The sequence below is a fragment of the Streptomyces roseifaciens genome (assembly GCF_001445655.1).
Lineage (GTDB): Bacteria > Actinomycetota > Actinomycetes > Streptomycetales > Streptomycetaceae > Streptomyces > Streptomyces aureoversilis.
This window is the reverse complement of record NZ_LNBE01000004.1, coordinates 125,717-144,638: the sequence shown is the minus strand read 5'-3', so window position 1 is coordinate 144,638 and position 18,922 is coordinate 125,717. Positions and strand designations below refer to the sequence as shown.

20 protein-coding genes, 1 tRNA gene and 1 riboswitch are annotated in these 18,922 nt (G+C 71.3%); of the genes, 7 read left to right on the top strand and 14 right to left on the bottom strand.

The genetic code is table 11. The features are described from left to right. The first annotated feature begins 282 nt into the window (after positions 1 to 282). A complete protein-coding gene (locus AS857_RS17745) occupies positions 283 to 1,608 on the top strand; it encodes an SGNH/GDSL hydrolase family protein (protein ID WP_058044299.1) in 1,326 nt (441 codons plus the stop codon). A 57-nt stretch (positions 1,609 to 1,665) separates the two neighbouring features. Here AS857_RS17745 and AS857_RS17740 read toward each other — a convergent pair whose 3' ends face one another. Continuing rightward, the gene (locus AS857_RS17740; protein WP_245700249.1) at positions 1,666 to 2,334 is read right to left on the bottom strand and encodes a DUF1707 SHOCT-like domain-containing protein; all 669 of its coding nucleotides are present in this window, start codon (positions 2,332 to 2,334) and stop codon (positions 1,666 to 1,668) included. Between the two features lie 354 nt (positions 2,335 to 2,688). On the opposite strand from AS857_RS17740, the gene AS857_RS17735 reads away from it, so the two are divergent. Beyond that, a complete protein-coding gene (locus tag AS857_RS17735; protein WP_079110484.1) occupies positions 2,689 to 5,049 on the top strand; it encodes a transglycosylase domain-containing protein in 2,361 nt (786 codons plus the stop codon). Between the two features lie 37 nt (positions 5,050 to 5,086). Here the strand turns inward: AS857_RS17735 and AS857_RS17730 are convergent, their stop codons facing one another. The 3 genes from AS857_RS17730 to AS857_RS17720 form a co-directional block, all read right to left on the bottom strand. Continuing rightward, positions 5,087 to 5,407 (bottom strand): DMT family transporter, encoded by a 321-nt coding sequence (locus tag AS857_RS17730; protein ID WP_058044297.1) that lies wholly within the window; start codon positions 5,405 to 5,407, stop codon positions 5,087 to 5,089. Between the two features lie 30 nt (positions 5,408 to 5,437). After that, a riboswitch (guanidine-III (ykkC-III) riboswitch) is annotated at positions 5,438 to 5,498 on the bottom strand. A gap of 11 nt (positions 5,499 to 5,509) precedes the next feature. Next, positions 5,510 to 5,812, bottom strand: coding sequence for a GroES family chaperonin (locus tag AS857_RS17725; protein WP_058046871.1), 303 nt, complete (start codon positions 5,810 to 5,812; stop codon positions 5,510 to 5,512). Between the two features lie 103 nt (positions 5,813 to 5,915). Then, positions 5,916 to 6,236, bottom strand: a complete 321-nt coding sequence (locus tag AS857_RS17720; RefSeq protein WP_058044296.1) for a DUF3618 domain-containing protein — start codon at positions 6,234 to 6,236, stop codon at positions 5,916 to 5,918. Between the two features lie 141 nt (positions 6,237 to 6,377). Here AS857_RS17720 and bcp point away from each other — a divergent pair, with 141 nt between their 5' ends. After that, entirely contained in the window at positions 6,378 to 6,845 is a 468-nt protein-coding gene (gene bcp, locus AS857_RS17715; protein ID WP_058044295.1) for a thioredoxin-dependent thiol peroxidase, read from the top strand. A gap of 165 nt (positions 6,846 to 7,010) precedes the next feature. Here bcp and AS857_RS17710 read toward each other — a convergent pair whose 3' ends face one another. Together AS857_RS17710 and AS857_RS17705 are read right to left on the bottom strand one after the other, a co-directional pair. Next, complete coding sequence (locus tag AS857_RS17710) at positions 7,011 to 8,252, bottom strand: sensor histidine kinase (protein ID WP_058044294.1); 1,242 nt, start codon at positions 8,250 to 8,252, stop codon at positions 7,011 to 7,013. Continuing rightward, positions 8,252 to 8,782, bottom strand: coding sequence for a hypothetical protein (locus AS857_RS17705; RefSeq protein WP_058044293.1), 531 nt, complete (start codon positions 8,780 to 8,782; stop codon positions 8,252 to 8,254). The genes AS857_RS17710 and AS857_RS17705 overlap by 1 nt, the downstream gene beginning before the upstream one ends. 231 nt (positions 8,783 to 9,013) lie before the next feature. Here AS857_RS17705 and AS857_RS17700 point away from each other — a divergent pair, with 231 nt between their 5' ends. Together AS857_RS17700 and AS857_RS17695 are read left to right on the top strand one after the other, a co-directional pair. After that, positions 9,014 to 10,489 (top strand): MFS transporter, encoded by a 1,476-nt coding sequence (locus AS857_RS17700; RefSeq protein ID WP_058044292.1) that lies wholly within the window; start codon positions 9,014 to 9,016, stop codon positions 10,487 to 10,489. Between the two features lie 139 nt (positions 10,490 to 10,628). After that, a tRNA-Leu gene (locus AS857_RS17695) sits at positions 10,629 to 10,712 on the top strand. Between the two features lie 50 nt (positions 10,713 to 10,762). On the opposite strand, the gene rdgB is transcribed toward AS857_RS17695, so the two are convergent. The 4 genes from rdgB to AS857_RS17675 all read right to left on the bottom strand — a co-directional run bounded on the left by rdgB (position 10,763) and on the right by AS857_RS17675 (position 12,967). Continuing rightward, on the bottom strand, positions 10,763 to 11,365 hold the full coding sequence (gene rdgB, locus AS857_RS17690; RefSeq protein ID WP_058044291.1) for an RdgB/HAM1 family non-canonical purine NTP pyrophosphatase: 603 nt from the start codon (positions 11,363 to 11,365) through the stop codon (positions 10,763 to 10,765). A 37-nt stretch (positions 11,366 to 11,402) separates the two neighbouring features. Next, a complete protein-coding gene (locus AS857_RS17685) occupies positions 11,403 to 11,786 on the bottom strand; it encodes a hypothetical protein (protein WP_058044290.1) in 384 nt (127 codons plus the stop codon). 94 nt (positions 11,787 to 11,880) lie between these two features. Beyond that, positions 11,881 to 12,612: a ribonuclease PH gene (rph, locus tag AS857_RS17680; protein ID WP_058044289.1), complete on the bottom strand. Its 732-nt coding sequence runs from the start codon at positions 12,610 to 12,612 to the stop codon at positions 11,881 to 11,883. Positions 12,613 to 12,733: 121 nt separating this feature from the next. Beyond that, positions 12,734 to 12,967, bottom strand: coding sequence for a PTS sugar transporter subunit IIB (locus AS857_RS17675; RefSeq protein ID WP_058044288.1), 234 nt, complete (start codon positions 12,965 to 12,967; stop codon positions 12,734 to 12,736). 203 nt (positions 12,968 to 13,170) lie between these two features. Between AS857_RS17675 and AS857_RS17670 the strand changes: the two genes are divergently transcribed. Together AS857_RS17670 and AS857_RS17665 are read left to right on the top strand one after the other, a co-directional pair. Further along, the gene (locus AS857_RS17670; protein ID WP_058044287.1) at positions 13,171 to 14,502 is read left to right on the top strand and encodes a PTS transporter subunit EIIC; all 1,332 of its coding nucleotides are present in this window, start codon (positions 13,171 to 13,173) and stop codon (positions 14,500 to 14,502) included. A 274-nt stretch (positions 14,503 to 14,776) separates the two neighbouring features. Further along, positions 14,777 to 16,069: a PTS transporter subunit EIIC gene (locus AS857_RS17665; protein WP_058044286.1), complete on the top strand. Its 1,293-nt coding sequence runs from the start codon at positions 14,777 to 14,779 to the stop codon at positions 16,067 to 16,069. A gap of 105 nt (positions 16,070 to 16,174) precedes the next feature. On the opposite strand, the gene AS857_RS17660 is transcribed toward AS857_RS17665, so the two are convergent. The 4 genes from AS857_RS17660 to AS857_RS17645 all read right to left on the bottom strand — a co-directional run bounded on the left by AS857_RS17660 (position 16,175) and on the right by AS857_RS17645 (position 18,885). Next, a complete protein-coding gene (locus AS857_RS17660; protein ID WP_058044285.1) occupies positions 16,175 to 16,927 on the bottom strand; it encodes an MBL fold metallo-hydrolase in 753 nt (250 codons plus the stop codon). Between the two features lie 174 nt (positions 16,928 to 17,101). After that, positions 17,102 to 18,052, bottom strand: coding sequence for a PLP-dependent cysteine synthase family protein (locus AS857_RS17655; protein ID WP_058044284.1), 951 nt, complete (start codon positions 18,050 to 18,052; stop codon positions 17,102 to 17,104). A gap of 9 nt (positions 18,053 to 18,061) precedes the next feature. Then, the gene (locus AS857_RS17650) at positions 18,062 to 18,343 is read right to left on the bottom strand and encodes a MoaD/ThiS family protein (RefSeq protein ID WP_058044283.1); all 282 of its coding nucleotides are present in this window, start codon (positions 18,341 to 18,343) and stop codon (positions 18,062 to 18,064) included. 119 nt (positions 18,344 to 18,462) lie between these two features. Then, positions 18,463 to 18,885, bottom strand: a complete 423-nt coding sequence (locus AS857_RS17645) for a M67 family metallopeptidase (RefSeq protein WP_058044282.1) — start codon at positions 18,883 to 18,885, stop codon at positions 18,463 to 18,465. Between the last annotated feature and the right edge of the window lie 37 nt (positions 18,886 to 18,922).

Sequence of the window (18,922 nt, the reverse complement as noted above, 5' to 3'; positions counted from 1 at the left end):
CGGCGACCGTTTCATCCGCACCACCCGTTCCAGCCGACCTACCGTGCATTGTCCTTACCCGGCCTACTCCTGGAACGGACCGGGAGTTCCCCGCGTCTGACAAGTCGCATGTGACACGTTGCGTGACCCACCCGGCCGGCGGGCGACCCCCGAGGCCACCGTGGGATCATGCAACGGCGATCGGACCGCGAGGGCGCTGTTGCTGATCAGTCGCTGTTTTCGTCCCCGGTTCCGCTTCCGCACCCGGAGCTGCCCGCTCCGCCTCTTCCAGGAGACACCCGCATGAACAGGCCACCCCTGCCCCGCGGCACGGCCTACGCCGTCCTCGCCGCGCTGGCGGCCGTGGTGATCATCGTCTCGACCGCGATATTCGTCGGGGTCGGCGGTCAGGACGGACAGGCCGTCACCAGCCGGCACGAGAGCCGCCCCTCCGCCGAACCCGCCGCCTCCGGGGAATGGATCGGCTCCTGGGCCACCTCGCCGGCCGCCGCCGAGCCCAACACCGCCAACGGCTTCGCGGGCATGTCGATCCGCAACGTGGTCCACACCAGCATCGGCGGCACCGGCGCCCGCATCCAGCTCTCCAACCTCTACGGGAGCCTGCCGCTGGCCGTCACGCACGCCTCGCTCGGCGTGGCCGCGACCCCCGGCTCCCCCGCGGCCGCCCCCGGCAGCATGCAGCGCCTGACCTTCGCCGGACAGCCCACGGTCACCGTCCCGGCCGGCGGCTCCCTGCTCAGCGACCCGGTCCGGATGGCCGTCCCGGCCGCCTCCGACCTGCTCGTCACCACGTACTCGCCGACCCCCTCGGGCCCGGTCACCTACCACCCGCACGCCCGGCAGATCTCCTTCATCGCGCGCGGCGACCACACCGAGGAGCCCCTCGGCACCGCGTACACCACGAAGACGCCCTACTGGCGCTACCTGACGGCCGTGGACGTGTGGAGCCAGGAGGCGCACGGCGCGGTCGTCGCCCTCGGCGACTCCATCACCGACGGCGTGACCTCCACCGTCGGCGCCAACCGCCGCTGGCCGGACTTCCTGGCCGCCCGGCTGCGCACGGAGCCCGGCGCCCCGCGCTACGGCGTCCTCAACGAGGGCATCAGCGGCAACCGCATACTGCTGAGCAACTCGGCCGCGCCGATGCCGAACAACCCCAGCGGCCTCTCGCGCTTCGACCGGGACGTACTCGGCCGGACCGGCGCCCGCGTCGTCGTCGTGGCGCTCGGGATCAACGACATCCTGCGCAAGCCGCAGGTGCAGGACCCGCAGCAGATCGTCAACGGCCTGCGCGCGATCGTGCAGCGGGCGCACGCGCGCGGCCTGCGGGTGGTCGGCTCGACGCTGATGCCGTTCGGCGGCCACAAGGGCGCGGTGGAGCGCCAGGAGGCCACGCGCCAGGGGGTCAACGAGATCATCCGTACCGGCGGCGTCTTCGACGCGGTCGTGGACTTCGACCGGACGCTGCGGGACCCGGCGGCTCCCGAGCGGCTCCTGCCGGCCTACGACTCCGGGGACCACCTGCACCCGAGCGACGCGGGGTACGAGGCGATGGCGCGGGCGGTCGATCTTGAGAGCCTCAAGGGGCAGGCGGCGGCAGCGCTGTGACGCGCCGGGGGCTCCGGCCCCCGGCTCGCTCCCGGCTCCCGGCTCCCGGTAAGCGCCTTACTCCAGCGGCCTGCGCCGCTCCTCGCGGTCCAGGCGCCGCTGCTCGCGCCGCTCCTCGCGGAGCCTCCTGCGCTCCTCCTGCGTGACCTTCCGGACCACCCCCACCCCGCCCCAGAAGGTGAAGCCGGTGACGCGCACCCGCGGCGAGCCCGGGGTGCCCGGGCCGGAGGCCTTGTCGTCGAAGCCGCCCATGATGCCGATGCCGTCGACGTGCACGTCCAGGTCCGGCGGCACGGTGACCTGCATGCCGCCCATGACGGCGATGCAGCGGATGACGATCTCGCCGTCCTCGAAGCGCGCGTCGCGCAGGTCGATCTCGCCGCCGCCCCAGAAGGTGAAGGCGGTGAAGCGGCGGGGCACCGTCCAGGCGCCGCGGCGCTGGAAGCCGCCCATGACGCCGATGGCCACCGTGCTGCTCGCGGGGCCGCCGATGCGGTCCGCCCAGCTCTGCTGTGCCGGCGCGGTCGCGCCCGCGGGCTTGGTGAGGGAGACGGCGCCGGCGGGGGCCGGCAGGTCGCGCACGAGCGGCTCCAGGTCGCCGTGCGTCCGCGCCGTGTAGGCCGCTTCCAGCCGTTCCTCGAACTCCTCCATGGTCAGCCGGCCCTCGGCGACGGCCTCGCGCAGGGCCTCGGCCACACGCTCCCGCTCCGCGTCGGACGCCCTCATGTCAGGAAGTTCGCTCATCATACGAACAGCGTAGCGAGCGGAAGAATCGATTCAGGGCGTTGCGCGAGAGGGGACATTCACCGCAACGGCCCCGCCGGGGCGCATCTCGTACCGCATCCGGTCGTTGAACCTCGGCAGCGTCGGCCCCGGTTTTCACTCCCCGGAGTGGCCGGCGCCTGGCCCGGACGGCCGAGCCGGGTCTGCCCGGTGTGCGGAACGTGCCATGGCGCGGAACGCATGATGCGACAGTGTTCGACGGGATGTACGACGTGTACGAAACACAGCGGACCGCCCGACACGAGACCGCGCCGCCGTGACCGAACCAACGGCGGCGGCCGAGGAGTCCCTACAGACATGAGCGACGAGCACGCACAGCGGGCCGCCGGGGGCGGCCGTGGCGCACCGGCGGGCTGGGCGCCCAGGGAGACCGGCGGCCCGGGGCGCGGCGGGCACGGCGGCCGGCCCGGGACACCGGGACGGCCGGACCGCCCCGGCAACGGCAACGGCAACGGCAACGGCAGGAACGGCCGCCGCCGCACCGGCTGGCGGCGCCTCCTGCCCACCTGGCGGATGGTGCTGGGCGCCTTCCTGCTCCTCGTCCTCCTCGTCGCGGGCGGCCTCATCGCCGGCTACATGCTCGTGCAGATCCCCGCCGCCAACCAGGCCGCGGTCGCCGAGAGCAACGTCTTCCTCTACGCCGACGGCAGCCAGCTGGCGCGCGACGGCGAGGTCAACCGCGAGAGCGTGCCGCTCAGCAAGGTGCCCCGCACCGTGCAGCACGCCGTGCTCGCCGCCGAGGACCGCGACTTCTACTCCGAGTCCGCCGTGAACCCCGAGGCCATGCTGCGCGCCGCCTGGAACACCGTCACCGGCAAGGGCAAGCAGTCCGGCTCCACCATCACCCAGCAGTACGTGAAGAACTATTACCTGGGCCAGGAGCAGACCATCACCCGCAAGGTGAAGGAATTCTTCATCGCCATCAAGCTGGACCGCGAGGAGAGCAAGGACGACATCCTCGAAGGCTATTTGAACACCAGCTACTTCGGCCGCAACGCCTACGGCATCCAGGCCGCCTCCCAGGCGTACTACGGCAAGGACTCCGACAAGCTGAACACCGCCGAGGGCGCCTACCTCGCCACGCTCCTCAACGCCCCGAGCCTGTACGACGTCGGCGCCCACCCCGAGAACCAGGCGCGCGCCACCGCCCGCTGGAACTACGTCCTCGACGGCATGGTCAAGAAGAAGTGGCTGAGCCAGGACGAGCGCAACGCCATGAAGTTCCCCGCCCCCGGCAAGGCGCGGGCGCGGCTCGGCATGTCCGGCCAGCGCGGCTATCTGGTGGAGGCGGTCAAGGACTACCTCACCAGCAACAAGATCGTCGACGAGCAGACGCTCGCCCGCGGCGGCTACCGCATCACCACGACCATCGAGAAGAAGAAGCAGGAGGCCTTCGTCGGCGCCGTCCAGAAGCAGCTGATGGACGAGCTCAGCGACAACCGCACGGTCGACCGGTACGTACGGGCCGGCGGCGCCTCCATCGACCCGCGCACGGGCCGGGTCGTCGCCCTCTACGGCGGCATCGACTACACCAAGCAGTTCGTCAACAACGCCACCCGCCGCGACTTCCAGGTCGGCTCCACCTTCAAGCCGTTCGTCTTCACCTCGGCGGTCGCCAACGACTCGTCCACGCAGGACGGGCGCACCATCACCCCCTACACGCTCTACGACGGGACCAACAAGCGCCCCGTGCAGGGGCCGGACGGGCCCGTCGGCTACGCCCCCGCCAACGAGGACGACATCTCCTACGGGCGGATCACCGTCACCAAGGCCACCGACCTGTCCGTCAACGCCGTCTACGCCCAGATGGCCCAGGACGTCGGCCCGGCCAAGGTCAAGGACACCGCCGTCGCCCTCGGCATCCCCGAGAACACCCCCGACCTGACCGCCACCCCCTCCATCGCGCTCGGCGTCGCCAACGCCAGCGTCCTGGACATGACCCAGGCGTACGCGACGCTCGCCAACCACGGGCGGCACGGCGCGTACACCATGGTCGACAAGGTCTCCAAGGGCGCCGAGATCGTCCCGCTGCCGGGCAAGGACGTGAAGCAGGCCGTGACGCGCACGGCCGCCGACACCACCACCTCGATCCTGGAGAGCGTCGTCGAGAACGGCACCGGCCGCGGCGCGCAGGCCGCGGGGCGGCCCGCCGCCGGCAAGACCGGCACCGCCGAGGACGACAAGGCCGCGTGGTTCGCGGGCTACACCCCCGACCTCGCGACCGTCGTCGCCGTGATGGGCCAGGACTCCGAAACCGGCGAGCACAAGTCCCTCTACGGGGCCGCCGGGCAGGCCCGCATCAACGGCGGCGGCTTCCCCGCCGACATCTGGGCCGCCTACACCGCCGCCGCCCTCCGGGGCACCTCCGTCAAGGACTTCGACCTGGAGCTGGAGAGCGGCGCCCGCATCCCGACCATGGAGCCGCCGGTGTTCTCGGCGCCGCCGGAGACCTCCGCGCCGCCCACGCCGCCGGCACCGCCCACCGGGCCGCCCACGCCGTCGTTCCCGCCGCTGCCGCCGACCGGGCCGCCGCCGGGCTTCCCGACGGGGCCGCCGTCACCGCCGTCGCTGCCGGGGTTCCCCACGTTCATCCCGAACGAGCCGAAGGACGGGCACGGGGTCGGCGGCCTGGACCGGGACCTGCTGGGCGACTACTGACGAGCCGCGGGCCGGGGCATCCCCGGCCCCCGGCCGGTCAGTGGCCCGACGTCGCCTTCAAACCCACGACCGCCACCAGCAACAGCACAATGAAGAAGATCCGCGCGGCCGTGGCCGGCTCGCCCAGGACCAGCATGCCCAGGACCGCCGCACCGGCCGCGCCGATGCCGACCCACACGCCGTAGGCCGTACCGATGGGAAGGGACTTCGCCGCCTGCGACAGCAGCAGCATGCTGGCGGCGATACCCGCGATGGTGAACACGCTCGGCCACAGCCGGGTGAACCCTTCGGTGAACTTCATGCCGATCGACCAGCCGACCTCGAGCAGACCGGCGACGGCAAGCAGGACCCATGCCATGACGGCACCTCCGTGGAGAGAGCTTCCAGGGGTGCGTCGTCTTGTCCTGACCCGGTACGGCGCGTCTCGTCGGGTTCGGACAACCGTACCAAAAGGGGCGTACTACAGGTAGAGGCCCGTGGAGTCCTCCGAGCCCTCCAGCCGCTCCGCGGCCACGGCGTGCAGATCGCGCTCGCGCATCAGCACGTACGCCACGCCCCGGACCTCCACCTCGGCCCGGTCCTCGGGGTCGTACAGCACCCGGTCGCCCGGCTCCACCGTGCGCACGCTCTGCCCGACCGCCACGACCTCGGCCCAGGCCAGCCGGCGGCCCACCGCCGCCGTCGCGGGAATGACGATGCCGCCGGAGGACCGGCGCTCGCCCTCCGGGATGTCGGTCCGGACCAGCACGCGGTCGTGCAGCATCCGGATGGGCAGCTTGTCGTGGGTGGGGTTCGTACTCACACGGACGACCGTACCCGCCCGCACCCGGCCCCGCGGCCACGGATCACGGATCCGTGGATGTGACCTACGCCCCGCGGCGCCGCGACGATACGGCGATCAGCCCCAGCACGCCCACCGCGACCATCGCCACCGGCACGATCCGGTCCAGCCGCGGAGCGCCCTCCTCCGTGGTGAAGCGCGCCTTCGCGTCCGACACCAGCCGGTGCGCCGCCGCACAGGCACGGCCCGCGGTGTGGTCCACCTTCGCGGCGACCTTCGCCTTCGCGTCGCCCACGATCGTGCTCGGGTGCATCCGCACGCCGATCTCGTCGAGCGTCACGGCGAGCTCGTTCCGCCTGCGGGCGATGTCCGCCTCGATCTGCGCAGGGGTCCTGGCATCCGACACCGCGCTGCCTCCGTCGTCTCGATAAGAGTGATGATGAGTGATGACGACAGTCTGTCAGCTCGCCGGACCCCGTGCCCCGCGGCACCCCCGATCGGGCCGGTGACTACGCTCGGGACGCAGGCCCACGACCCGAGGAGAGCCATGAGCGAGCGACTGCAGCCCGGCGACACCGCCCCCGCCTTCACCCTTCCCGACGCCGACGGCAACCCGGTCTCGCTCGCGGACCGCAAGGGCCGCAAGGTGATCGTCTACTTCTACCCTGCCGCCCTCACCCCCGGCTGCACCAAGCAGGCCTGCGACTTCACCGACAACCTCGACTTCCTCGCCGGCCACGGCTACGACGTGATCGGCGTCTCCCCCGACAAGCCGGAGAAGCTCGCGAAGTTCCGCGAGAAGGAGAGCCTCCAGGTCACGCTCGTCGGCGACCCCGAGAAGAAGGTCCTGGAGGCGTACGGCGCCTTCGGCGAGAAGAAGCTGTACGGGAAGACCGTCACCGGGGTGATCCGGTCGACGGTGATCGTGGACGAGGACGGCCGGGTCGAGCGTGCGCTCTACAACGTGAAGGCCACGGGCCACGTAGCGAAGATCATCAAGGACCTGGGCCTGTAGGCCACCGATCCGGGGCGCCGCCCCGGACCCCGCTCCTCGAACGCCGGACGGCTCGGCCGTGCCGAGCTCACCGGCCTTGATCTAGCCGAGCCCGGCACCAATCCGGCCCGTCCGGCGATTGAGGACGCCCGCCGCACGCGCAACGAGCCCACAGGGCAGACGCCGTCACTCGCCCTCCGCAGGAGACTCCGCCTCGGGCAGGTCCAGGATCGCCTGCGCGCCCCCGCCCTGCGCCGTGCCGAACTCCAGCCGCGCCCCCAGCACCACCGCCTGGCCCACCGCGATCGTCAGTCCGAGGCCGTGCCCCGTGCCGCGTTCCGGCGCCGCCGTGCGGAAGCGCCGCGGCCCCTGGTCCACCAGGTCCGGCGGATAGCCGTCGCCGTGGTCGCGCACCACGATCCGCGTGCCCTCCACGGTGACCTCGATCGGCGGCTTCCCGTGCTTCGCCGCGTTGGCCAGGATGTTCACCAGGATGCGCTCCACGCGGCGGGCGTCCGTCGCCACGATGCGGCCCTCGCCGACCACCTCGACCGCCACGTCGTCGACCCCGCGCTGGCCCCGCGCCCGCTTGACGATCCCGCGCACCAGCGACGGCAGCTCGACGGCGTCCAGCTGGGCGCGCTCCCGGCCGGCGTCCAGCCGGGACACCTCCAGCAGGTCCTCCACCAGCACCCGCATCGTCTGCGCGCGCTCGCGCACCATCTCCACCGCCCGCGGGTGCGGCAGCAGCTCCGCCGACGCCACGAGCCCCGCCACCGGCGTCCGCAGCTCGTGCGCCACGTCCGCCGTGAACTCCCGCTCCGCCTCCACGCGCGCCGCCAGCGACGTCGCCATGTGGTGCACCGAGCGGCCCAGCTCCGCGACCTCGTCCCGGCCGCCCGCCGCCAGCGCCTCCGCGTCCGGCGGCTCGCCCGCCGCGATCCGCCGGGCCGCCGCCGCGCTCAGCCGCAGCCGCCGCGACAGGCTCTGCGCCACGAACCAGGCGACCACCGCCATCAGCGCCACCGTCGCCGCGCCCGCCACCAGCAGCGCCTTGTCCAGCGCCGTCATCAGCGGATCCCGGTCCGGGTAGGGCGCCGACACCGAGAGCACCTTGTCGCCGCCGACCGCCGTCGCCGCCCACACCCGCGGGTCGTCCCCGTCGCTGATGTACGTACCCGAGCGGCCCCGCGCCACGGCCTGCGCCAGCGGGAACGGCAGCGCCGCGTCGTCCAGTTGGGCGCCCAGCGCGAGCGTGCTGTCGCGCTGGTAGATCTGCAGCGCCGAACTCAGCAGGTCGTCCTGGTAGGCCTGGGCCTGCCGGTCGCGCTCCGCCGTGGAGATGTGGTGCACGGCCAGCCCCAGCACCACGACGGCGAGCGCGGTGACGAAGGAGATCGCGAGGGCGATCCGGCCACGGATACCCATCACGCGATCGTGTACACCTCTTTCGCCTTCGCATGGGGGGTGGCGCCCGTGTAGCTGACCTCGATGCCCGTGAAGGCCATCATCCCGTCGACCTTCGTGACGTCGTACAGGCGCAGCCGCGCCGGGAAGGAGGCCGGGGAACCGCCGCCGGCCGCGCCCGAGACCAGCACCACGCCGGAGCCGTCCGCGCCGTCCGCGGAGAACGAGTCCCACTTGATGTCGCTGGCCACCACCCCGGCGTTCGAGCAGTTCAGCGTGATGATCTTCGGCTCCACGACCGGCCTGCCGACGCCGCACTCGCGCACGCCCGGCATCTCCCGCGGCGCGAGCGTCTCCGGCGTCGCCTCCGGAGTGTCCCGCGCGGGGTGGGCCTTCTGCGCGGCCGCCGTCTTCGGGGCGTCGGCCACCGTGCCCGACCGGTCCTCGGCCTGGCTGAACCACACGCCGCCGAGCGCCAGCACCGTCACCGCCGCGAAGATCGCCAGGGCGGTGCGCATGCCGGGGCGACGGGGCGCAACACGGTCGGCCATCGGCCCTCTCTCTGGTCTTTCCGGTGTTCGTGGGTCCGGCTGAACGTCCCCGCTGTGAGGGACGGTGAAATCGGGCCGCGCGTTCCCTTCATGCCTATATCAGCTTCCGGGGCGCGCCGGGCGCCGGGCGTGACCAATCTCCCTATCGGCAGGCGCACCGGTTTGAGCCGCGGCACAGCGTGCAGACGCAGGCCCGTACACATCGCCGCGCAACCGTGAGGGGGCCGAGCCGTGCCCAACGGCAGCAGCACCGAGGCCGGGAACGCCGGACACGACCCGGCCGCCGTCAGACGACACCCGGCCCTGTTCCGGGCCGTCGCCCGCCGCCGCAACCCGCGGCTGCGGCGCACGGACATCACCGTCACGGACGAGCGCACGGTCAGACGGGCGGTCAAGGCGGCGGCGCTCGGCAACGCCATGGAGTGGTTCGACTTCGGCATCTACAGCTACCTCGCCGTCACCCTCGGGAACGTCTTCTTCCCGTCCGGCGACGACACGGTGCGCCTGCTGTCCTCGCTCGCGACCTTCGCCGTGGCCTTCCTCGTCCGGCCCCTCGGCGGCATGTTCTTCGGCCCGCTCGGCGACCGGATCGGCCGCAAGCGCGTCCTGGCCCTGACGATGGTGCTGATGGCCTCCGGCACCTTCGCCATCGGCCTCATCCCGTCGTACGCGGCCATCGGCTTCTGGTCACCCGTGCTGCTGATCTGCTTCCGGATGCTGCAGGGCTTCTCCACCGGCGGCGAGTACGGGGGCGCCGCGACCTTCATCGCCGAGTACGCGCCCGACAAGCGCCGCGGCTACTTCGGCAGCTTCCTCGAACTCGGCACCCTCGCCGGCTACGTCGGCGCGGCCGGCCTCGTCACCGCCATGACCTCCGCGCTCGGCGGCGACGCGATGACCGACTGGGGCTGGCGCATCCCCTTCCTCGTCGCCGGCCCGCTCGGCCTCGTCGGCCTCTACCTGCGGATGAAGCTGGAGGACACCCCCGCCTTCCAGAAGCTGGAGGAGGACGAGGAGACCGGCGGCACCGAACTCAAGGAGATCTTCGCCGCACAGTGGGCGCGGCTACTGCTGTGCGTCGTCCTGGCCGGGGCGTACGGCATCACCGACTACATGCTGCTGTCGTACATGCCGACGTACCTCACCGACCGGCTCGGCTACGACGACACGCACGGCCTGCTGATCCTCATCGCCACGATGATCCTGCTGATGGCCGTCATCACCTGCGTGGGCCGGCTCAGCGACCGGATCGGCCGCAAACCCCTGCTGATGGCGGGCCTGGGCGGCTTCGTCGCCCTGTCGGTACCGGCGTTCCTGCTGCTCAAACAGGGCAGCCTGGTGGCCGTCCTCGGCGGCATGCTGATGCTCGGCCTGCCCCTGGTGTGCCTCCTCGGCACCATGTCCGCCGTCCTCCCCGCCCTCTTCCCCACCCACGTCCGCTACGGCTCCCTGGCCATCGGCTACAACATCTCCACGTCCCTCTTCGGCGGCACGACCCCCCTGGTGATCACGGCCCTGATCCACGCCACGGGCAGCGACATGATGCCGGCGTTCTACACGGCGGGCGCGGCCCTGATCGGCATGCTCGCCGTCGCCTTCATGCGGGAGACGGCCCGCCAGCCGCTGGAGGGCTCACCGCCGGCGGTGGCGACGAAGGAGGAAGCGGAAGAGATCGTCACCTCCCGGTCCCCCGAACCGAAGTTCTGACGGTTCGTAGGGTCCGGGCCGCCGGGCAGGAGACCGGCCGGACGCCGGGCCGGAACCGCCGCCCGGCGTCCGGTCCGGCGGGCTCGGCCCGATCCGCCTACAGGGCGGGCGCCCGGCCCGATAGCATGGTCAGCAGCTCGCGGCCGTGGTGGAATTGGCAGTCACGCTGGGTTTAGGTCCCAGTGGGGTAACACCCGTGAGGGTTCGAGTCCCTCCGGCCGCACGGACACCAAGGGCCGTCCCGCTCCGGCAGGACGGCCCTTCGGCATGCGGTCAGCCCAGCAGCTCGCGCACCACCGGTACCAGGCCCCGGAACGCCTTCCCGCGGTGGCTGATCGCGTTCTTCTCGTCCGCCGTCAGTTCGGCGCAGGTGCGGGTCTCGCCGAGGGGCTGGAGGATCGGGTCGTAGCCGAAGCCGCCGCCGCCCGCCGGTTCGTGGCGGAGGGTGCCTTCCAGGCGGCCTTCGACCACCCGCTCCGTGCCGTCCGGCAGGGCCAGGGCCGCGGCGCAGGCGAAGTGGGCGCCGCGGTGTTCGTCGGCGATGTCGCCGAGCTGGGCGAGGAGGAGGTCGAGGTTGGCCTTGTCGTTGCCGTGGCGGCCGGCCCAGCGGGCGGAGAAGATGCCGGGGGCGCCGTTCAGGACGTCGACGCACAGGCCGGAGTCGTCGGCGACGGCCGGGAGGCCGGTGGCCCGGGCGAGGGCGTGGGCCTTGAGGAGGGCGTTCTCGGCGAAGGTGACGCCGGTCTCCTTGACGTCCGGGATCTCGGGGTAGGCGTCGGCGCCGACGAGTTCGACGTCGAGGCCGGCCGCCTCCAGGATGGCGCGGAGCTCGGTGACCTTGTTGGCGTTGCGGGTGGCGAGGATCAGGCGCTTCATGGGGTGATTATCCCGCCGCCCCCGCGCCCTCCCCCGCCTACTTCGACGTGCACACCTTCGACAGTTCTCCTGCCGCGTCCGTCAGCGGCGTGAGGTCCGGGGTCTTGTCGTCGCGCAGGGCGTCGCGGACGTTCCCGGCGGCCTTCTGGAGGTGGTCGAGGGCCTTGGCGACGTCGACGTTGCTCGTCTTGTCCTTGAGCTTCTTCGTGTCCTTCTCGAGGTTGTCGAGGATCTTGCCCGCGTTGCCGGTGTCGGTGGCCGTGTCGGTGACGCTGCGCTGGAGGTCGTCGACGTCGTTCGATATCTCGATGCCGAGGCGGGCGCAGTCCACGGCCTTCTGGGCGGTGGAGCAGCCGGCCGCGAGCGGTACGGCGACGAGTGCTGCGGCGGCCAGTGCCAGTGCTGCCTTGCGTGCGGGCATGAGGGCCCCTCCCCTGTGAGTACTGCTACGGGCGCACGGCCGGGTTTTCCGGCCGTACGCCCGTAGGAACGCTCCTGATCCCTCCGGCGGTTGCCTACAGCGTCGCCGCGAGTGCCTCGCGCTGGGCGGCGTCGAGTGCGGCGCAGCCCGTGACGGCGAGGTCGAGGATGGCGTTGAGCTCTTCGCGGGCGAAGGGCTCGGCCTCGGCGGTGCCCTGGACCTCGACGAAGCGGCCGTCGCCCGTGCAGACGACGTTCATGTCGGTCTCGGCGCGGACGTCCTCTTCGTAGCAGAGGTCGAGGAGGGGGACACCGTCGACGATGCCGACGCTGACCGCGCTGACCGTTCCGGTGAGGGGCTGCCGGCCGTGCTTGACGAGCTTCTTGCCCTGGGCCCAGGTGATGGCGTCGGCGAGGGCGACGTAGGCGCCGGTGATGGCGGCGGTGCGGGTGCCGCCGTCGGCCTGGAGGACGTCGCAGTCGAGGACGATGGTGTTCTCGCCGAGGGCCTTGAAGTCGATGACGGCGCGCAGGGAGCGGCCGATGAGGCGGGAGATCTCGTGGGTGCGGCCGCCGATCTTGCCGCGGACGGCCTCGCGGTCGCCGCGGGTGTTGGTGGAGCGGGGCAGCATCGAGTACTCGGCGGTGACCCAGCCCTCGCCGGAGCCCTTGCGCCAGCGGGGGACGCCCTCGGTGACGCTGGCGGTGCAGAAGACCTTGGTGTCGCCGAAGGAGATGAGGACGGAGCCCTCGGCGTGCTTGCTCCAGCCGCGCTGGATGGTCACGGGGCGGAGCTGGTCGGGCGTGCGGCCGTCGATGCGAGACATGGTGATGAGCCTACTGGCATCGGGGGAGCGCGAAGGGCCCCGTTCCGGTTCGCAGCGGCGGCGCGCTGGGCGGCGTCGCGTCCGATCCGGGGCGGGGCCCTCCGGCGGGAGCCTCAGCGGCTCACATCATGTCTTCGATCTCACCGGCGATCGGGTCGGCGTCGGTGCCGATGACGACCTGGATGGCGGTGCCCATCTTGACGACGCCGTGGGCGCCGGCGGCCTTGAGCGCGGCCTCGTCGACCAGCGCCGGGTCGGCGACCTCGGTGCGGAGACGGGTGATGCAGCCCTCGATCTCCTCGATGTTGTCGATGCCGCCGAGGCCGGCGACGATCTTCTCAGCCTTGCTGGCCATGTGCACTCCTGGTTGTCTTCGGCCCTTCGGCGGTACCACCGACCGGCTTCCACACGGTAAACCACGTTCAGCCCAACTATGCGGGCAAATGTCCGCCATCCGGCAAAGGATGGCTTCACCCACCACCCCGCATAAGTGGTCTACACCAGTATGCGGCAAGCACCGAGTGGACCGCCGCCGGGGCGGCGGCCGGGAGGACGCAGATGACCACGGACGCCACAGCGGCACCGGCACCGCGGCAGAGCCCCTGGCGGGCGCGCTGGCAGACCCTCTTCTCGAACCTGCAGAAGATGGGCCGCAGCCTCCAGCTGCCGATCGCGGTGCTCCCGGCCGCAGGCATCCTGAACCGGCTCGGCCAGCCGGACGTCTTCGGCAAGGACGGGCTGGGCTGGACGGACGTAGCGAAGGTCTTCGCGGGCGCGGGCGGCGCACTGCTGGACTCGGCGCTCGGCCTGCCGCTGCTGTTCTGCGTGGGCGTGGCGATCGGCATGGCGAAGAAGGCGGACGGCTCGACGGCGCTGGCCGCGGTGGTGGCCTTCCTCGTCTACTTCTCGGTGCTGCACCAGTTCCCGGAGGACTGCCCGCAGGAGACGACGTTCGGCGGGGCGGGGCTGTGGAGCGGGGTGTGCGTCTCGACGGGCGGCACGGCGGCGCCGGCGAGCTTCCAGAACCCGGGGGTCTTCGGCGGCATCGTGATCGGCCTGCTCAGCGCGTGGTTCTGGATGCGCTTCCACCGGGTGCGGCTGGTGGACTGGCTGGGCTTCTTCAACGGGCGGCGGCTGGTGCCGATCCTGATGTCGTTCGTCGCGCTGCTGTTCGCGGTGGTCTGCCTGTTCGTCTGGCCGCCGGTGGGCGACGCGCTGACGAGCTTCAGCAAGTGGCTGTCGGACCTGGGGTCGGCGGGGGCGGGCGTCTTCGGCGTGGCAAACCGCGCGCTGCTGGTGGTGGGCCTGCACCAGTTCCTCAACACGTTCATGTGGTTCCAGTTCGGCGACTACACGAAGCCGGACGGCACGGTGGTGCACGGCGACATCAACCGCTTCCTGGCGGGCGACCCGGACGCAGGCCAGTTCACGACGGGCTTCTTCCCCATCATGATGTTCGCGCTGCCGGCGGCGGCGCTGGCGATCGCGCACTGCGCGAAGCCGCACCGGCGCAAGGCGGTGGCGGGCATGATGCTCTCGGTGGGCCTGACGTCGTTCGTCACGGGCATCACCGAGCCCATCGAGTACTCGTTCCTCTTCATCGCGCCGCTGCTGTACGTGGTGCATGCGCTGCTGACGGGCGTGTCGATGGCGGTGAGCTGGGGGCTGGGGGTGCACGACGGGTTCAGCTTCTCGGCGGGCCTGATCGACTACGTGATCAACTGGGGGCTGGCGACCAAGCCGTGGCTGATCATTCCGATCGGGCTGTGCTTCGCCGTCGTCTACTACGCGATTTTCCGGTTCGCGATTACGAAGTTCGACCTGCCGACTCCGGGGCGTGAGCCGGAAGAGCTCGCGGAGGAGATCGAGCGCGGGAACGTGAAGGAGTAGCGGCAACGTGAAGGACTAATCGCAGCCCGTCACCGAGAGAGCCCCCGGAGACCACCCGGTCCGGGGGCTTTTCCGTGCGCCCGGATCTGCACCCGGATCCGTGTCCGGATCCACGTCCGGATCGGTGTCCGGATCTGTGTCCGAAGCCACGGAGAAGCACGGATTCCTTTATCCCGTACTCACGTGCTACAACAGGTCTAAACCACTGAGTGGTGTAGACCAAAAGCGGGCCGTCCCCCTTCCCCCGAGCGCCCGCCTCACCTGGAGGAATCCGATGAGTAAGAGCGCCAAGGCGGCAAAGGCGGCGCCTGACGACGCCGCTGCGCCGGAGAAGAAGAAGTTCGGCGCCGGCGCCATGGCGATTGCCCAGCGTATCGGCCGCAGCCTGATGCTGCCGGTCGCGGTGCTCCCCGCCGCCGCGCTGATGGTCCGCCTCGGCCAGGGCGACATGCTGGGCAAGGAGTCCCTCCCGGCGTTCCTCAACAAGATCGCCGAATTCATGTCCGCCGGCGGCGGCGCGATCCTCGACAACATGGCGCTGCTCTTCGCCGTGGGTGTCGCGATCGGCTACGCCAAGAAGTCGGACGGCTCGACGGCGCTGGCCGCCGTGGCCGGTTACCTGGTCTTCTCCAAGGTCCTGGGCACCTTCACCGACGGCAGCCTCCCGAAGAAGGAGGCCGTGGTCGACCACAAGGTCGCCATGGTGGAGCAGGCCGTCGACGCCAAGGTCCTCGGCGGCGTCGTGATGGGCCTCGTGGTAGCGCTGATATACCAGCGCTTCTACCGCACCAAGCTGCCGGACTGGGCGGGCTTCTTCGGCGGCCGCCGCCTGGTGCCGATCCTGTCGTCCTTCGCGGGTCTGCTCATCGGCGTCGCCTTCGGTTACATATGGCCGGTGCTCGGCACGGGTCTGCACAGCTTCGGCGAGTGGCTGGTCGGCTCCGGCGCGGTGGGCGCGGGCATCTTCGGCGTCGCCAACCGCGGTCTGATCCCGGTCGGCATGCACCACCTGCTCAACTCCTTCCCGTGGTTCCAGGCGGGTTCGTACGAGGGCCCCAAGGGCACCGTCAACGGCGACATCGCCCGCTTCCTCGCCGGCGACCCGAACGCCGGCCAGTTCATGACCGGCTTCTTCCCGATCATGATGTTCGCGCTGCCGGCCGCCTGCCTCGCGATCGTGCACTGCGCCCGCCCCGAGAACCGCAAGGTCGTCGGCGGCATGATGTTCTCCCTCGCGCTCACCGCCTTCGTCACCGGCGTGACCGAGCCGATCGAGTTCACCTTCATGTTCGTCGCGCCGGTGCTCTACGCGATCCACGCGGTGCTGACCGGTGTCTCGATGGCCCTGACCTGGGCGCTCGGCATGAAGGACGGCTTCGGCTTCTCGGCCGGCGTCATCGACTTCCTGCTGAACCTGGGCATCGCCTCGAAGCCGTGGATGCTGGTCCTCGTGGGTCTGTGCTTCGCCGCGATCTACTATGTGGTCTTCCGCTTCGCCATCACGAAGTTCGACCTCAAGACCCCGGGCCGCGAGTCCGAGGAAGAGTCCGCCGAATTGAAGGCGTGACCTCGTAAGCAAGGCAATACAAGCAGCTGCCCCCGGAATCCAATGGATTCCGGGGGCATTTGCTTGCGCATTTCCGGGTTTCCGGAAAACAAAAGGAACCGGGGGTCAGAGCTCGTACACCGCGCCCGCACGGGCGAGTTCGACCGGCCCGTCGTAGACGGCCTGTGCGTCGCGGAGGTTGGTCAGCGGGTCCGTCCACGGCGGGATGTGGGTGAGGACCAGCCGGCCCGCACCGGCCCGCGCGGCGTGCTCGCCCGCCTCGCGGCCGTTGAGGTGGAGGTCGGGGATGTCCTCCTTGCCGTGGGTGAACGACGCCTCGCACAGCAGAAGGTCGGCGCCGTCGGCCAGGCCGTGCAGCTCCTCGCAGGGGCCGGTGTCGCCGGAGTAGACGAGCGCGCTGCCGTCGTGCTCAACGCGGAAGGCGAAGGCCTCGACGGGGTGGCGGACCCGGTCCGTGCGGACGGTCAGCGGGCCCAGGGAGAAGGTGCCGGGGGTGAGCGTGCGGAAGTCGAAGACCTCGCTCATGCAGGAGTCGTCGGGCACGTCCCCGTACGCCGTGGCCAGCCGGTGCTCGGTGTCCCGCGGGCCGTAGACGGGGATGGCCTCGGCGCGGCCGCCCTCGTGCCGGTAGTAGCGGGCCACGAAGTAGCCGCACATGTCGATGCAGTGGTCGGGGTGCAGGTGCGAGAGCAGGATGGCATCGAGGTCGTAGAGACCGATGTGGCGCTGCAGCTCGCCGAGGGCGCCGTTGCCCATGTCGAGGAGCAGCCGGAAGCCGTCGGCCTCTACGAGGTAGCTCGAGCAGGCCGATTCCGTGGACGGGAACGACCCCGAGCATCCGACGACGGTGAGCTTCATGCGGGCCTGAACCTCCGTTGACTCGTGACGGGGGGCCATGCGGTCCGTCGAGCGTAAAGCGCGAACGGGACGGCCGCTCCTCCGCGAGGTGGGGTTGTGGCTGAAGTCACCGGTACGGACCCTTCTGGGCGGACCCCCGGGCCGGGCCCGCCGGGCCCGGGGACGGCCCTGCGGCTACGCCCAGAGCTGGCCGTGCAGCGCCTCCACGGCCGCCTCCGTGGTGGGGGCCGTGTAGATGCCCGTCGAGAGGTACTTCCAGCCGCCGTCGGCCACGACGAAGGCGATGTCGGCGCTCTCCCCGGCACGTTCGGCCTTGCGGGCCACGCCGAGGGCGGCGTGCAGGACGGCGCCCGTGGAGACGCCCGCGAAGATGCCCTCCTCGGTGAGGAGCTCGCGCGTGCGGCGCACGGCGTCCTCGGAGCCGACCGAGTAGCGCGTGGTGAGGACGGAGGCGTCGTAGAGCTCGGGGACGAAGCCCTCGTCCAGGTTGCGCAGGCCGTAGACGAGGTCGTCGTAGCGGGGCTCGGCGGCGACGATGCTCACGCCGGGCTTGTGCTCGCGCAGGTAGCGGCCGACGCCCATGAGCGTGCCGGTGGTGCCGAGGCCGGCGACGAAGTGGGTGATCTCGGGGAGGTCGGCGAGGATCTCCGGGCCCGTGCCGGCGTAGTGCGCACCGGCGTTGTCGGGGTTGCCGTACTGGTAGAGCATCACCCAGTCGGTGTGCTCGGCGGCGAGCTCCTTGGCGACGCGGACGGCGGTGTTGGAGCCGCCCGCGGCGGGCGAGGAGACGATCTCCGCGCCCCACATGGCGAGCAGCTGCCGCCGCTCCTCGCTGGTGTTCTCCGGCATGACGCACACGATGCGGTAGCCCTTGAGGCGGGCCGCCATGGCCAGCGAGATGCCGGTGTTGCCGGAGGTGGGCTCGAGGATGGTGCAGCCGGGGGTCAGCCGCCCGCTCCGCTCCGCCTGCTCGATCATGTGCAGGGCGGGGCGGTCCTTGACCGAGCCGGTGGGGTTGCGGTCCTCCAGCTTGGCCCAGACGCGGACCGACTCGGACGGGGAGAGCCTGGGCAGCCGCACCAGCGGGGTGTTGCCGACCGAGGCCAGGTGGCTGTCGTAACGCATGCGCGGGACTCAGGCCATTCCGCCGGCGACGGCCGGGAGGATGGTGACGCTGTCGCCGTCGCCGAGCTCGGTGCCGATGCCGGCGAGGAAGCGGACGTCCTCGTCGTTGAGGTAGACGTTGACGAAGCGGCGCAGCTCGCCGGACTCGTCGACGAGGCGCTCGCGGATGCCCGCGTGGCGGGTCTCGAGGTCCTTGAAGAGCTCGTCGATGGTGGCACCGCTGCCTTCGACGGCCTTCTTGCCGTCGGTGTAGGTGCGGAGAATGGTCGGAATGCGGACCTCGATGGCCATGATGTGGCTCCTGTCGGCGTGCGGGTGGGGCACCTGGGGCGATCGTATCGATTCCGTGTGCGGCCGCCGGAAGTTCGTACCGGAATGCGGACAGCGGCGGCCCGCCGGAGGCCCTGTGCTCAGTAAGCAGGCACCACGGTGACGTCCTCCTCGGTCACCTGGCCGTCCACTATGCGGAACGAACGGAACTGGAAGGGGCCCTCGCCGTCGGTGTCGGCGGTGGACACCAGCACGTAGTGGGCGCCGGGCTCGTTGGCGTACGAGATGTCCGTGCGGGAGGGGTAGGCCTCGGTGGCCGTGTGCGAGTGGTAGATGACCACGGGCTCCTCGTCGCGGTCGTCCAGCTCGCGGTAGAGCTTGAGCAGGTCCGCGGAGTCGAACTCGTAGAACGTGGGCGAGCGGGCGGCGTTGAGCATCGGGACGAACCGCTCGGGGCGGTCGCTGCCGGCCGGCCCCGCGACCACGCCGCAGGCCTCGTCGGGGTGGTCCGCGCGGGCGTGCGCGACGATCCGGTCGTACAGGTCCTGGGTGATGGTCAGCATGCGCCCCAGGATAGGCACGCGGGGATCGCCGGGGTAA